Here is a 13,227-nt window from a genome sequence, read left to right on the forward strand (position 1 = left end):
AAAACAGATGAAAGCGCTACAGAATTGCAGCGTATTGAGATAAATTAGCTATTGTTTTGAGGAAAATCTTTAGTCAAGGATAACCAAAGTGAGAAAAGCCAAGACCGCTGTAGAAACGCAACAATTACAGGCAGAGATTGAGCGTCTCCGCGCTGAACTCGCCGAGCTTCAAGCTGAGAAAGAATTTCAGGAGAAAGCTCTCAATGATTTGAACCAGAAGCAATCTTTCACCCAGAGCACTAATGACCCCCTGGCTCGTTGTTTCGGATCGGCAGAAAACGTCCGTGATTCCCTGGGCAAGATTGTGTCCGAATTGGACGCGGGATCCGCTGACACCGCCGAGACACGTCGGGTTATGGCAGAATCGACCCACGATTTGCACGACATGGCTGACGGCGCCCAAGACATTTCGAAAAAGCTGCAAGACATGGGCGGTAATATGGAGGAGCTCTCCAAGGCTTCCGAGTCCATCCATAACTTTGTACAGCAAATCGAGGGTATCGCTTCACAAACGAATTTGCTGGCTCTCAACGCCACTATTGAAGCGGCTCGCGCGGGTGAAGCTGGTCGCGGTTTCGCCGTGGTTGCAGGGGAAGTGCGCACTCTAGCGGAACGCACTGCCAGTGCCACACAAGAAATCGGCGCCTTGGTCAGTTCCATCACCGAGGGCACTTCTATGGCCTTGGAAAACATCACCCAAGCTATTGACGAGTCCAAAGAGTTCGAAGAAAAATCCAGCCAGACTGCGACCGCGGTGGGAGAAAAAGTTTCCTCTATGGCGGACTCGATTGCGCGGGTAACCACGGAATCATTCGTTTCGGTGGTGAAGCTCGATCACTTCATCTTTAAGTTGGGTATTTACCGTCAAATTACCGGAATTTCGGAGCCAAACCCCGAGGGGATTTCCTCCTCCCACACCTGTCGCTTGGGCAAGTGGTATTACGAAGGGCGCGGTCACCTCGATTATTCTGGACAGCCTTGTTTCCAGAAGCTGGAGGGCGTTCACGAAGGTACCCATGTCTCCGGCAAGGCCGCGGTCGAAGCCTACATGGCAGGCGACAGCGAACTCATGAAAAAACATCTGCAGACTATGGAGGACAACTCCGCCCAGGTTGGTGCTCTGCTCGATCAGTTGATGTCGAATTAGACAACCGGTCAGTTTTTTCGTGGTTCCTCCCAGATTAAGCCAAAATACTAGGTCATGACCCTGCCCCCCGCCCGTGAAAACCGTAAGGTCAGGTCTGTGCTGCGGAATTGGCTACCCAATCAGCATGGGGCTTGGTTCATTGTCACCGTTCCGGCGCTATTCGGAGCTACGCTGGGCGGATGGGCTTGGCAACAGGCAGTGCTGCTCTCCGCGTGGATGTTTGGTTTCTGCTTTGTGTTTTCGGCACTACGCCTGATTAAGAATCCGCGGAGAAAATCCTTGCGATACCCTGTTATGGTATACGGGATTCTGGTGGGATTACTGGGTCTAGGCGTTCTGGCAGCGCTGCCGCTGCTCTGCTGCTGGATTCCGGCTTTCGCTCTCCTCATCGGGGTGTGGGCTGGTGAAGTGTACCGCGGACGGGAACGTGATTTGGGAGCGCGCCTGACGATTATCCTGGCAGCGGGGCTGATGACCTTGGTCGCCTATCACTGCGGCTTGATGGCAACGGCTTTGCGGATGGGTCAGGACGCGATGTACGGGGTTCGCGAGGCGTCCGCTCTGGGTGGACACGCTTTATCCACTGTTTTACGGGGTTGGTCAGCTGCCGCCGCGATAGCAGTGCAACTCACAGCCTATTACGCAGCTTCGGTGCCCTACGTAAAGACGATTTTTCGGCAGCGGGGGAACCGGCGTTTCTTGGCGATTTCGGTCGTCTCGCACGCCCTGGGGTTCACCGCTGCGCTGCTTTCTGCCGCACTATCTTGGGTATCGCCTTTGGTCGCAGTCGCCTGGCTGGTGACATTAGCACGCTCGATATGGTTCCCCTGGCAGGCACACCGACGCGGCAAACCCTGGCGACCGCGAGTCATCGGACTGACCGAAGTAGCAATTTCAGTATTGATTTTTGTGGCGGCAGCGCTGTAATAGCCGCCGGAGTCCAGCGTGATGGCAGCTCTCCGCCCAATGACGAGCTTTTCCGCACCAGCCTAACGAATTCTCGACCGTATCCGCGCTAGGGGACCGGGCTCGCCGGCGACAACCGTAATGGCTTGCGGTACGACCTGGAAGACCCAGTGCCGCGCCGCGGCTTCGGGGTCGCCGTCCATCTCCCACACCGCCGGCTTGTGCAACAGGACTTCGAAGCGTTTGCCGCTGAAATACTCTAGCGTGCTGCGCCGCCCCAGTCTCAAAACCACGTTCTTAACCACGCGCCACCAGCCGCTAATCCCCTGCGGCGCTCCAATGAGCAAATCTAGGGAACCATCAAAAGGCGTGGCTTCAGGGAACAGCTGGATGCCACCGGTCAGCTGAGAAGTATTGCCGACCATGAAAATAATCACGTTGCGTTTCAATACTTGCTTGCCGTCGATGCGGAACCGACACCGCTGCACCGAATTGTTGACCTGCCTAAAAAAGGACATGACGTATGCCACGGGACCGACCACCTTTTTCAGCCCCTCATCCACGTGATGCATCACTTCGGCGTCTATCCCGATTCCTGCCATACCAGTGAAATACCAAGGTTTGCGAGATTTTTCGTTATGCACCTTGACGATGTCCATCGAGACTTGTTGCCCCGTAAACGCCAGCTCCATGGCAGCTTTCATGTCCAAAGGCACATTGAGGTTTCGCGCCAAAAGATTCGTCGTGCCCGCCGGTAGCACCGCCACCGGAATCTCGCTGTGACGCATCTCGGTGCTGACCACACGCACGGTACCGTCCCCGCCCGCGGCAATAACCAGGTCGGGCTGCAGCTTTCGAGCCTGCGCAGCCATCGCGAAGCCAGGGTCATCGACACTGGTGGTGAGGTATTTCACCACAAAACCGTGCTGTTGCGCCACGGCGCTCAAACTGGTTTTAAACTCGTCTTCGTCCCCGACTTTCACGGGGTTATAGATGGTTACGACTTGACGCAATTTCAGCTCCTGATCTGAAACTTCCTGCCGGCTCAGGCATCATCACGTGAGAACGAATTGTGCATATTGAGGCTGGCGTCAAACAGGACTTTATCCAGCAAGTCATCCGTTTCCCGTTTCAACATGTCAGCAATCTCAGCATTAGCAGCCTCTAGCAGTTCGTAGACGCGAGAGTCTTCCATGTTATTTGCCGCGTCCTCACCCAGCTCAGCCACTGCCCGGTCGGTCCGCGCCACGACCTGTAAAGCCGCCGCCACGACCTTTTGCTGGTAACGCTCGACGTGCGGAATCGTCTGATGATAGTGAGCATCCACCAGAGCCGCAATAATCCGATTCGCCCAATAGTGATTTTCAGTGGTGACTCGCTCGGTTGTCGCCTCCAGGTACTCCGGGGTGTGCCGCACGTTGGCATAGAACGGCACCAGGGCGTTGAACGGCATCGCTCCGTAGGCTATCCAGTTCAGTCCGGTGGTGGTGGCAGGTTTGTCGGGGCGAATCTGGAGTGCTGCCACGAAATTAGTGCGATTAATCCCAATCGGGCGATACATACCGCGCTGATCAGCCCCACCAATCCGAGCTTGTTCCGCCCTCGCGTAAGGATTAAACGGAGTGCCCTGATAGTGGTAGGACTGAGTGTATTTCACGTCCTCCATAGTGATGAGACGCTCTGGAATCAGGCACCAATCCAAGTCATCTGAATCTGGGCGGGAATCTCCTTGGAAACCAAACCGAGATGCGTCCGTGGGGTTGAGGAATCGTTGCAATGCCCACACTCGTGGCGTGTTATAGGTGTGATCCGAATCCGAACGTGACCCAAAAGCCAGGCGCGGATTGAACCGCTGGACCGGCTGACCGTCGGTTTGTGCAGTGTCCAGATGATTGTCTGCCACAAATTCTCGCAAATCCGGCGAGCACAGGTAATCGCGCCCCTCCCCTAGAGCATCTTCAAAGTCAAAGTCATCGAGGCTGAACTGGTTCGCGATAACCGCATAGCATTCCTCGGGCAGACGCCGCGCCAGCCAATGATGCCCCCCTACTGTCTCGAGCCACCACACGTCGTCATTATCGGCGAAACCAATGCCATTCATCTCGTAAGTGCCATATTTTTGCAGCAATTCCCCTAACCGCAGCACACCTTCACGAGCTGTCTTAATGTAGGGCAGCACCAACACCACCATGTCTTCTTCTCCGATGCCACCGGGCTGTTCCGGCACGTAGCCGTCCTGACCCTCAACCCCTTGGGATTCACGCAACTCAACCAGCGGGTCGGCACCCAACACGCGCTCATTCGAGGTCAGCGTCTCGGTGGCAGTCATCGAGACGCGAGCCGAGTTGATTCCCGCACCTGCCCACAGACCCTTATGGGGGCTAGCGTCAGGGAAACGGGTATAGCGCAAACCAGTCTCCGGTAGGGGGATTTCGACGTGGGACAGGACAGAACGGTAGGTTTTTGGCAAATCCTCCGGGGCAATGACCTCAAATCGTTTCGCTTCAAAAGACCCGTGTCCCGAGTCGTCGGTCCGCGCCATAATTGTCGAACCATCCGCCGAAGCGTGCTTTCCCACCAAAATAGTCGTGCAACCCATGTGTTTTCGCCTTTCTCAAAATTGCTGCCGGACTGTACCCAGTCTGCCAATATCTTAAAACGTTTAGGCATCTGATGCTGAGGAAAAGTCTACCTGAGGAACTATTGCCCGCGACAAAGTCATAGGATGTATAGGGACATAGGGACAGAATCAAGGAGTGACTATGCACAAACACCATCCAGACATTGGCCCCAAGCCTGGAAAACCTTTTCGCGTCCAGCACGTCCAGCAGTACTTCACAGCCGGACGTCCGCTGACGATGCTGACTGCCTATGATGCGATTACCGCGAGGATTATTGATTCGGCAGAAATTGACATGATTCTGGTCGGTGATTCCTACGGCACCACTATGTTAGGAATGTCCTCCACCGTGGGGGTGACCTTAGACGACATGGTTCGTGCCACTGCCGCGGTCGCCGCAGGGGCTTCACGAGCTCTGGTTGTGGCGGATATGCCTTTCGGGACTTACGAGTCCAGCCCTGCCCAAGCCGTGGATACCGCCGTCGTGCTGGTACGCGCCGGGGCCGCCGCGGTGAAGCTGGAAGGCGGAAGGCGCATCCTGCCCCAGGTCAAAGCCATCGTGAATGCCGGTATCAACGTGATGGGACATCTCGGTTTCACTCCCCAGTCCGAAAACCACCTGGGTGGCAAACGTCTGCAGGGGCGCTCCGATGCTGCTCCAGAGCTGATAGCGGACGCACTGGCCTTGCAAGACGCGGGAGCGTTCTCGATTGTCTTTGAGATGGTTCCCGCCGCGACCACACGCGCTGCAGTCAACCAGCTCAACATTCCCATCATCGGTATCGGCGCTGGTCCGGATGCCGCTGGGCAGGTCCTGGTGTGGACTGATATGGCAGGTATGCAAGACTGGAAGCCTTCATTCGCCCAAGTGTTTGGTCAGGTGGGGGCGGAACTGAAACACGCTGCCCAAAACTACCGTGATGCCGTGGTGAACCGGACTTTCCCGGCTCCCGAAAACTACCATGAGAATTAGGTCGTCCCGCAGAGGCGACTTCCGAACTATTGAATCGAAAGAATTACTACCGTGTTACACAAGAAAACTCGAACTGATGAACTCGCCCGCCGCGCGCCCTTGGGAAACCTGAAACCAGGACGCATTTCCGCTACGTTACCGGTTCCCTCTCACATCGACCGCCCGGAATACATGTTCCATGACGGACCGGAACGGGTCACCGCCTCCGATGTGAAAAGCGAGGAAACAATTGAAAAAATCCGCCAAGCCGGACGTATCGCCGCTGACGCCATCGTGGAAACTGCCAAGCATATCGCTCCTGGGGTGACTACCGATGCTTTGGATCGTGTGGCGCACGAGTTTATTTGTGATCACGGCGCCTACCCGTCTTGCCTGGGCTATATGGGATTCCGCAAATCTATCTGTACCTCGGTCAATGAGTGTATCTGCCACGGCATTCCGGATGACCGACCGCTTGAGGAGGGCGACATCATTAACCTGGACATTACCGCTTATAAGGACGGAGTCCACGGCGATACTTGTGCCATGTTCCCGGTCGGTGAGATTGACCCCGAGTCCCAGCAGCTCATCGACTGCACCAAAGAAGCCATGATGCGCGCCATTAAAGTCTGCAAACCGGGACGCTCCATCAACGTTATCGGGCGAATTATCGAGTCCTATGCCAGCCGTTTTGAATACGGAGTGGTGCAGGATTTCACCGGTCACGGCGTCGGCGAGGCTTTCCACAGCGGGCTGGTTATTCCGCACTACGATTCCCCCCGCTATGACACAATCATGGAAGAAGGCATGGTTTTCACCATTGAACCGATGCTAACTATGGGTTCTATCGCTTGGGAACAGTGGCGGGACGGCTGGACCGTGGTGACCCGCGACCGGGGACGCACTGCCCAGTTTGAACACACCCTCGTGGTGCGCGAGGACGGCGGAGAAATTCTCACCTGGCCCAGCAACCACCAGGATTGATAGTTTGTTATCGCCGGGGTGGATTGACCACTCCCCATGGCTCTGGATTCGGGCTGTAATTTGGTGAAATCACAGCCTTTACCATAGAGTATTTGCCAAGTTCATCCCCCACGCGAAAGGGACTTTTGTGGCAACTGGATTTGGGATTGATGTTGGTGGCTCCGGTATTAAAGGTGCCTATGTAGATTTGGAAACCGGCGATTTTATTGGCGATCGCCTGAGAATTAAAACTCCCGCACATTCGACCCCACAGGCCGTGGCGGAAGTATGCCGTCAAATCATTGAGGAAAAGGGCGTTCCTGAGGACATGCCTTTGGGGCTGACAATTCCGGCTCCGGTTAAGAATGATTTGGTTCCGTTTATTGCTAATCTCGACCAGGGATGGGCTGGCATTGATGTCCGTGTCCTGTTGCGCAAGTACACCGGTCACATGGTCAAGTGCGTGAATGACGCAGATGCTGCGGGTTACGCAGAAGTTCGTTACGGCGCGGCGCGCGATGTGCCCGGTCTGGTCATCGTCACCACCTTGGGCACTGGAATTGGCACCGCTCTCATTTATAACGGGATTCTGGTTCCTAACAGCGAACTGGGACATATCGAGATTGATGGCAAAGACGCGGAGAGTCGCGCTTCTTCCGGCGTGAAAGCAGCCAAGAAACTGTCCTTTAAGCAGTGGTCGAAGCGTCTGCAAAAATATTATTCAACGATGGAGATGCTATTCAGCCCGGACCTGTTCGTGGTTGGCGGTGGAGTCTCTCGTCAGCACAACAAGTTCTTGCCGCTGCTGGATTTGAAAACCCCGATTATCCCTGCCCAGCTACGTAACCAAGCTGGCATCGCGGGGGCTGCCGCGCTGGCGGCTGGAGTCTGAGCCGAGCTTACTAATGTTTCGCTCCGGGATGCTGCGGCGTCCCGGAGCGTTTTGCATTTGGCATTGCCGCCGAACCAGGAACTTCCGTTGCCCGGAGAGGCCGTCTCCCCCACTTGTGCCCCCGCAGTTGCGAACCGGTTGATTTGAGCGGAAAAGCCGGGCGTAAGCCGGATTCTGTAACGCGCTTTGTTGCCGCCGCGCGCCGGTAGCCATTTCTCTGGAAGGCCAGTTACCCGACCTCTCTAGCAGCCTACCCGCAGGCTTTGAACGGGCCGCCCAGCCTGCTGCTTGGCCTTGCTCCGGGTGGGGTTTACCCTGCCACGACTGTCACCAGCCGCGCGGTGAGCTCTTACCTCACCTTTTCACCCTTACCTCACCGTGCATAAGCCCGGTGGGGCGGTTTCGCTTTCTGTGGCACTGTCCCGAGGGTCGCCCCTGGTGGCCGTTAGCCATCACCCTGCCCTGTGGAGTCCGGACTTTCCTCGAGCTTATCGAATGACTCGCCCGCGACTACCTGCCCGGCTTTTCCGCCCGATTATTGTACTACTTACGCACCAAAATGACTTCGTGGTCCTCGCTGACGATGACATCATCGGGAGCGGCGACGTTTAAACGCGAAATTTCTGCCATCGAAAATTCCAAATCCATCCCGACTGACTGGTTGCCACTAACCGCTACGACCCCGATTCCGCCGGTCGCCCGCTTGCAAGTTTCGTATTCCCGCAGCAAATCCGCGGGTATCGTGGCGACCAGTTCGTCTCGCTCGGTTTGCTGTCCGACCAGTTCCTGCTGCAGTTCACCGGCAACGCTGCCCGCTTCGGTTTGCGCTTCGTCGAGCTCAACAGCCAGCTCCGCGCGACGGTTTTCCACCAGTTTTACTTTTTTGCTGGCACGTTCTAACGCATCCAATGCGTCCAGGGCACTATCTTCCAGTTCCCCCTGACGAGTCGCCAGCTGAGCGAGTTCGGCTTGGATGCGTTCCATTTCTTTGGGGCTCATCTGACCCGAATCCAAGCGTTCACGTTGAGTTTTCGCCCGCTCCTGGACCTTGCTGACCTCTCCTTCGGCTTGCTTCAAAGCCCGGTTCAAGTCGTTGCGGGCGGAAGTAGCCAAAGCCAACTTGGTACGCAGTTCATCTTGCTCAACCTTGATTTGTTCGGCGCGCACCGCTGCCGGAATGCTGGCCAGAGAGTGTTTCAAACCGGCAATCTTTCGATCCAGGACCTGCAGGTCCAAAAGTTTTTCTTGGTCTTCGGGCGCAGCTTTCATTGACTTCTTCCTTGGGTCTATGTAGTCTTTTAGTAAATCTTAACGCGATTACAGCTAATAGTTTACCGAACTGCAACCGGCATCGTCCGGCGTAGTCTCCTCGTCGGCAACGGTGGGGATATAGGCGTCCCAGGGTTCGGAAATAACCGTGCTGATTTTAGTTTCCAGGGGTTTGCCGATTTCACCTGCCCACAGGTTCAACGCTGTTTCTAAACGGGGCAGCCACATCCATTCACTGGCCCAATGCGACGGCATGATGAGGGCGGGAGCCCCGTCCATCTCCAGGAAATCCAGCGCTGGGTGGTGGCGCAAATCGGCGGTCACGAACACATCTGCGCCGGCATCTAAGGCTGCGGGCAACAGGGATTGACCCGATCCGCCGCTGACCGCCACCGTCTTGACTGGGCGGTCAGACTCCCCTGCCACCAGTAAACCTGCTGGCGAACTGGGCAATAGGTTCGCTAGGCGGCTGGCGACCTCCCCCACAGTGGTGGGCGTGACCGGACCAACTCGTCCGATGCCCAAGGACGTGTCGGCGGGGGCGGGCTGCAGCGGCCGCCAGGTCTGCGGGTCCAGCCCCGCTGCTTGAGCCAGGGCTTCCGCGACCCCATCGTGTGCCGAGTCCGCGTTGGTGTGGGCGTTAAACAGGGCAGCCCCGCCACGAATCAGGCGATGCACCACCCGACCTTTGGCAGTATCCGTGGACACGAAAGAAGTGCCACGCAGGAACAGGGGGTGGTGCGTAATGACCAGCTGGGCACCCCACTCGAGGGCCTCGTCCACGACCGGCTCGACAGGATCCACCGCGAGCAGAATTCGCGTCACCGGGTCGCCCCGATCCCCGCAAATCAGCCCGACCCGGTCCCAATCTTCCTGCAGCTCGGGCGCAAAATGCGCGTCCATCCACTCACATAGGTCACAAACAGTCAATGCCTCATTGCTCATGCGTCCATCATACCGGGTGGTGGCATTAATTACATATGAAAGTTACGAAAAGAAAAAGCTGAAACTATAATCCTGGAATTAAGAAAAAGATTCTCTGATTATCCATTTTACAGGCCTTGATAATTTCCTGCTGGGATTTCTTCATGCTCTCGCTTATATTATATAACCTCGGTTCTTTGACAAAGAAGTTATGCTGTTCAGCAGTCTCTCCAACACTCCAAGAGGCTCCGTTTTCAAAAGAGAACAGATCATTCGTAAAATTTGCTTCTTCAGGTAATACTATACCGTAATTTTGTCCACTCTGGGAATCGGTTAAGCAGATTGCATTACCTGATTCAATCATTTTTAACTCCCCATGACCAAGATCCGTAAATTGAGAGAGTTGTTTACTCCATGCGTAATAAATCATTCCGTCCGTATCGTGTTTTTCGATTCCAAAATCCATAATATGACCGGTATCGGAATTTCTATTTTCAGTTTCGGGATGAGCAGCGGTATCGTTTACCTCCACGGAACAAGCCGTCAATGACAAAAACACAACTAGAATAAAGCCAACGAATGCATAAGATGGGAGTTTTACATCAAACACTTTATCCTAGTTTCACAGTTGCGCCTGTTACCTGTTCTGCTTTAGATATCGTTGTAAAGTAAGAGTGAGAAGTTCCATCCGACATTGTAACGAGTCCTCCGTGTATACCTGCCGCCCCACCGCTGCTAAACCATGGACCACCGGAATCTCCACCCAACGTAACGCCTCTCTTCGTGTACATCATTCCACATCCTGCAGTACCTCCACAAACGTACCCTGATACAAAGTCGTAAATCCTTCGCGAGGATGTTTCTCCCTTAAAGGCAAGCTTTTGCCCTATAGAAGGTGTAAACTTCCACGTTACAGTGGTTAACCCCCCGTTGGGGAGGCTCCAGAATATAGGTGAAGTCACATATCCCGCGGCAGAGAGAAACCCGGCATCAGCTGTATGATTTTTTACTCTGGTAACCCTTTTCAAGGAAATGTTCGAATTTTCCATCCCTTAAACTATCGGTGAGGTTCCGACCAAACAATGACCAGCTGTAAGAATTCCACTAGAATATCCTGATTTTGAAGCAGTGAAACCTGTGGTGCAATATCCAATATCACTACCAGAGATACGACCGCCACCGTAAAGCGCCTGCTCTTCGCGGCTAACATTGCCTATATTCATGTCGATTTTGAGCTTTGCGAGGAGTTTAGGATTATCTGTGTTTAACAATTTTGAGCCAAGGTTTGTGGCGCTTCTATCCTGTAAATCGTCAGAAATAGACTCTAGACCAAAAATCAAATCTGATTTGAGTTTTTGCTGCACAGAGTTATCAATTTGTAAACCTATACTAGGGGTAGTCGGATCAATGGTCGTAAATACGGAATCCGAATCTATTACCCCGACAGCGCTTTCAACATGCCGAACCAGAAAGGCCGCTGCATCGAATAATTCTTTTTGTGAATAACCAGTATTCTCATCAACTTTGAAGTCAGTCGCAAACTTTTTGGCAGCGAGTTCTGCTTCTAGGGGCATCCCACCTTTCACTCCCATAACGAATTTATTCGTTTCTTGATCCCACTTACCAAAAGAAAATATTTCAGGATACTTTTGCTCGAATCTGGTCATAAAATCCTGTGAATTGATTGAATCCTTTACCAGTGAAGTATCGCCTACACCCAATGCCGGAGCATTCCCAAGACAAACCAGAGAAAATCCTATTACCAAAATAGGTATTATTTTGTAATACATCGTATCCTCCTCAGCTTTAGGAAACACATTTAAAATGTTACAGTTATGTCACACATTCCGTCAATGCTTTTATAATCCCCTAGCATTGCATTGAGCGACTTATGCTCATCTTACAAATCCAGCAATCTTGGTATGATTCAACAGTGGTCGATTATTCACCGATGAAATTCCTGCAAGCAGCCGCTTTGCGACACCCTGGGCGCACTTCGATGATTTGGATTGCCCAGGGAATCAGCGCCGAGACCATCGCTGAACCCAGTTTTGCCCCGCCGACTTGGAACGTGGCACAGACGCTGGCACGCGCCACCAGGCTGGCAGCCCAGTTTCGGTCTTGGGGCGTCGTTCCCGGCGAGCGCGTGGTTGTCATCGGGAAAAACTCCCCGTGGCATTTGCTGACTTTCGTGGCTGCCGCCGCCATTCCGGCGATTACAGTGCCCTTGGATCAAAACCTCCCCGCCCCGGAGTTAGCGAAAATCCTGGCGCATTGTGAACCGAAAATCATTATTTGTGACCCCACCCAGAACGAAAAACTGGCGGACTGCGACCCCACCGCGACTCCTCGCCCCCGCCTGGTGACGTACTCTGACCTGGAGGATTGCCTAGATCCACGCGACGACTCGACCCCACCCGTGACGTTGGCGCTCGCGGCCACCAAAATGCTGGACGACCTGCCCGAATGCGGGGACGATGTACCCGGCGCGATTATCTATACCTCCGGCACCTCCGCTCACCCGAAAGGCACCCTGCTGACGTACAAAAACCTATGGTGGGGCTGCACGAATTTCCGCGAAGTTTTCGAGTATTCTGCTGCCACCGTCGAGGCGGTCACGGCTCCCCTGTCACATATCGGCGGGTTCAACGGCACGACGACGGATATTTTTTCCCACGGCGGTACGGTCGTTATTTTTGAGAAGTTCGATGCGGCCGCTATCCTCGCCGCTATCGAGAAGTATCGGGTCCAGATGATGTTCGCGGTGCCGACCATGTACCGGATGCTGGTGCGCGAGGTCCGGCAGGCGGCGCAATCCGGGCGCCCAGTGGACACCTCTCGGTTTACAAAAGCCCTGGTGGGCGGCGCGCCGTGGGATGAGCAGCTGGCCGCTGACATGATTGGCTTAGGGTGGAACCCCATCAACATTTGGGGCATGACCGAGCAAAGCGCTTCAGGAGCCGCCTTGACCACGGATGTCATGGCGGGGCGCGAACTGGTAGTGGGTCGGGCGTTTCCGCATATTGAGCTGCGCGCTGTTGACGGTGCGGGAAATCCGGTCAAACCTGGAGTGATTGGCCAGCTGGAATGCCGCGGCCCCAGCGTGACGCGGGAATACTTCCGAAATCCGGAACTGAACGCCGCCCTGATTGACCCGCAAACGGGCTGGTTACGGACCGGGGATTTGGGATTTTTTGATGCAGACAGTTTCCTTCACCTGGTGGGACGCCTGACTGACACGATTAACTCCGGCGGGGAAAAGGTCTTTTCCCAGCGGGTCGCCGCGGTGCTCTCGCGTCATCCGGGGGTGTCAGAAGCGCGGGTCGTTGGGGTTCCCGACCCGACTTGGGGTGAAATCGTGGCAGCGGTGGTGGTACAAACCCCCGACACTCACGAAAACGCGGAACCGCTCAGTTTGGAACAACTCCAAGACTTCGCCCGCCCTTACCTGACGAAAGCGGAACTCCCCCGAGCCTTGCGCCTCGTGAGCCGCATCCCACTGAACTCAAACGGCAAACCTGACCGGCAAGGACTTTTGGCACTGTTCCAATAAC

12 protein-coding genes and 1 other RNA gene are annotated in these 13,227 nt (G+C 54.8%); 6 read left to right on the plus strand and 7 right to left on the minus strand.

Going from position 1 to position 13,227, the window contains the following annotated elements:
• The first annotated feature begins 88 nt into the window (after positions 1 to 88).
• Both HMPREF0574_RS07195 and HMPREF0574_RS07200 read left to right on the plus strand, forming a co-directional pair.
• Positions 89 to 1,147: a methyl-accepting chemotaxis protein gene (locus HMPREF0574_RS07195; RefSeq protein ID WP_004008067.1), complete on the plus strand. Its 1,059-nt coding sequence runs from the start codon at positions 89 to 91 to the stop codon at positions 1,145 to 1,147.
• Between the two features lie 54 nt (positions 1,148 to 1,201).
• Complete coding sequence (locus HMPREF0574_RS07200) at positions 1,202 to 2,074, plus strand: YwiC-like family protein (RefSeq protein ID WP_004008068.1); 873 nt, start codon at positions 1,202 to 1,204, stop codon at positions 2,072 to 2,074.
• Positions 2,075 to 2,136: 62 nt separating this feature from the next.
• On the opposite strand, the gene HMPREF0574_RS07205 is transcribed toward HMPREF0574_RS07200, so the two are convergent.
• Positions 2,137 to 3,066: a diacylglycerol/lipid kinase family protein gene (locus HMPREF0574_RS07205; protein WP_004008069.1), complete on the minus strand. Its 930-nt coding sequence runs from the start codon at positions 3,064 to 3,066 to the stop codon at positions 2,137 to 2,139.
• A gap of 32 nt (positions 3,067 to 3,098) precedes the next feature.
• A complete protein-coding gene (locus HMPREF0574_RS07210) occupies positions 3,099 to 4,652 on the minus strand; it encodes a C69 family dipeptidase (protein ID WP_004008070.1) in 1,554 nt (517 codons plus the stop codon).
• Positions 4,653 to 4,815: 163 nt separating this feature from the next.
• Between HMPREF0574_RS07210 and panB the strand changes: the two genes are divergently transcribed.
• The 3 genes from panB (at position 4,816) to ppgK (ending at position 7,480) form a co-directional block, all read left to right on the plus strand.
• A complete protein-coding gene (panB, locus tag HMPREF0574_RS07215) occupies positions 4,816 to 5,646 on the plus strand; it encodes a 3-methyl-2-oxobutanoate hydroxymethyltransferase (protein ID WP_004008071.1) in 831 nt (276 codons plus the stop codon).
• Between the two features lie 51 nt (positions 5,647 to 5,697).
• A complete protein-coding gene (map, locus tag HMPREF0574_RS07220) occupies positions 5,698 to 6,609 on the plus strand; it encodes a type I methionyl aminopeptidase (protein ID WP_004008072.1) in 912 nt (303 codons plus the stop codon).
• Positions 6,610 to 6,736: 127 nt separating this feature from the next.
• Positions 6,737 to 7,480, plus strand: coding sequence for a polyphosphate--glucose phosphotransferase (ppgK, locus tag HMPREF0574_RS07225; RefSeq protein ID WP_004008073.1), 744 nt, complete (start codon positions 6,737 to 6,739; stop codon positions 7,478 to 7,480).
• 148 nt (positions 7,481 to 7,628) lie between these two features.
• Here ppgK and rnpB read toward each other — a convergent pair.
• The 5 genes from rnpB to HMPREF0574_RS07245 all read right to left on the minus strand — a co-directional run bounded on the left by rnpB (position 7,629) and on the right by HMPREF0574_RS07245 (position 11,463).
• Positions 7,629 to 8,006: RNase P RNA component class A (rnpB, locus tag HMPREF0574_RS09300), an RNA gene on the minus strand.
• A gap of 17 nt (positions 8,007 to 8,023) precedes the next feature.
• Positions 8,024 to 8,749: a zinc ribbon domain-containing protein gene (locus HMPREF0574_RS07230; protein WP_004008074.1), complete on the minus strand. Its 726-nt coding sequence runs from the start codon at positions 8,747 to 8,749 to the stop codon at positions 8,024 to 8,026.
• A 54-nt stretch (positions 8,750 to 8,803) separates the two neighbouring features.
• On the minus strand, positions 8,804 to 9,694 hold the full coding sequence (locus tag HMPREF0574_RS07235) for a Nif3-like dinuclear metal center hexameric protein (RefSeq protein ID WP_004008075.1): 891 nt from the start codon (positions 9,692 to 9,694) through the stop codon (positions 8,804 to 8,806).
• A 64-nt stretch (positions 9,695 to 9,758) separates the two neighbouring features.
• The gene (locus HMPREF0574_RS07240; RefSeq protein WP_236585903.1) at positions 9,759 to 10,283 is read right to left on the minus strand and encodes a hypothetical protein; all 525 of its coding nucleotides are present in this window, start codon (positions 10,281 to 10,283) and stop codon (positions 9,759 to 9,761) included.
• Positions 10,284 to 10,725: 442 nt separating this feature from the next.
• Positions 10,726 to 11,463, minus strand: a complete 738-nt coding sequence (locus tag HMPREF0574_RS07245) for a S1 family peptidase (protein WP_236585904.1) — start codon at positions 11,461 to 11,463, stop codon at positions 10,726 to 10,728.
• A gap of 143 nt (positions 11,464 to 11,606) precedes the next feature.
• On the opposite strand from HMPREF0574_RS07245, the gene HMPREF0574_RS07250 reads away from it, so the two are divergent.
• The gene (locus tag HMPREF0574_RS07250) at positions 11,607 to 13,226 is read left to right on the plus strand and encodes a class I adenylate-forming enzyme family protein (protein ID WP_236585905.1); all 1,620 of its coding nucleotides are present in this window, start codon (positions 11,607 to 11,609) and stop codon (positions 13,224 to 13,226) included.
• The last annotated feature ends 1 nt before the right edge of the window (position 13,227 follow it).

The organism is Mobiluncus curtisii subsp. curtisii ATCC 35241, assembly GCF_000146285.1.
Taxonomy (GTDB): Bacteria; Actinomycetota; Actinomycetes; order Actinomycetales; family Actinomycetaceae; genus Mobiluncus; species Mobiluncus curtisii.

What these genes read in the sequence shown, in the direction of transcription:
- HMPREF0574_RS07200 (WP_004008068.1), top strand. Translation starts at nt 1,202, where the DNA reads ATGACCCTGCCCCCCGCCCGTGAAAACCGTAAGGTCAGGTCTGTGCTG.
- panB (WP_004008071.1), top strand. Translation starts at nt 4,816, where the DNA reads ATGCACAAACACCATCCAGACATTGGCCCCAAGCCTGGAAAACCTTTT.
- HMPREF0574_RS07210 (WP_004008070.1), bottom strand. Translation starts at nt 4,652, where the DNA reads ATGGGTTGCACGACTATTTTGGTGGGAAAGCACGCTTCGGCGGATGGT.
- HMPREF0574_RS07245 (WP_236585904.1), bottom strand. Translation starts at nt 11,463, where the DNA reads ATGTATTACAAAATAATACCTATTTTGGTAATAGGATTTTCTCTGGTT.
- HMPREF0574_RS07235 (WP_004008075.1), bottom strand. Translation starts at nt 9,694, where the DNA reads ATGAGCAATGAGGCATTGACTGTTTGTGACCTATGTGAGTGGATGGAC.
- HMPREF0574_RS07230 (WP_004008074.1), bottom strand. Translation starts at nt 8,749, where the DNA reads ATGAAAGCTGCGCCCGAAGACCAAGAAAAACTTTTGGACCTGCAGGTC.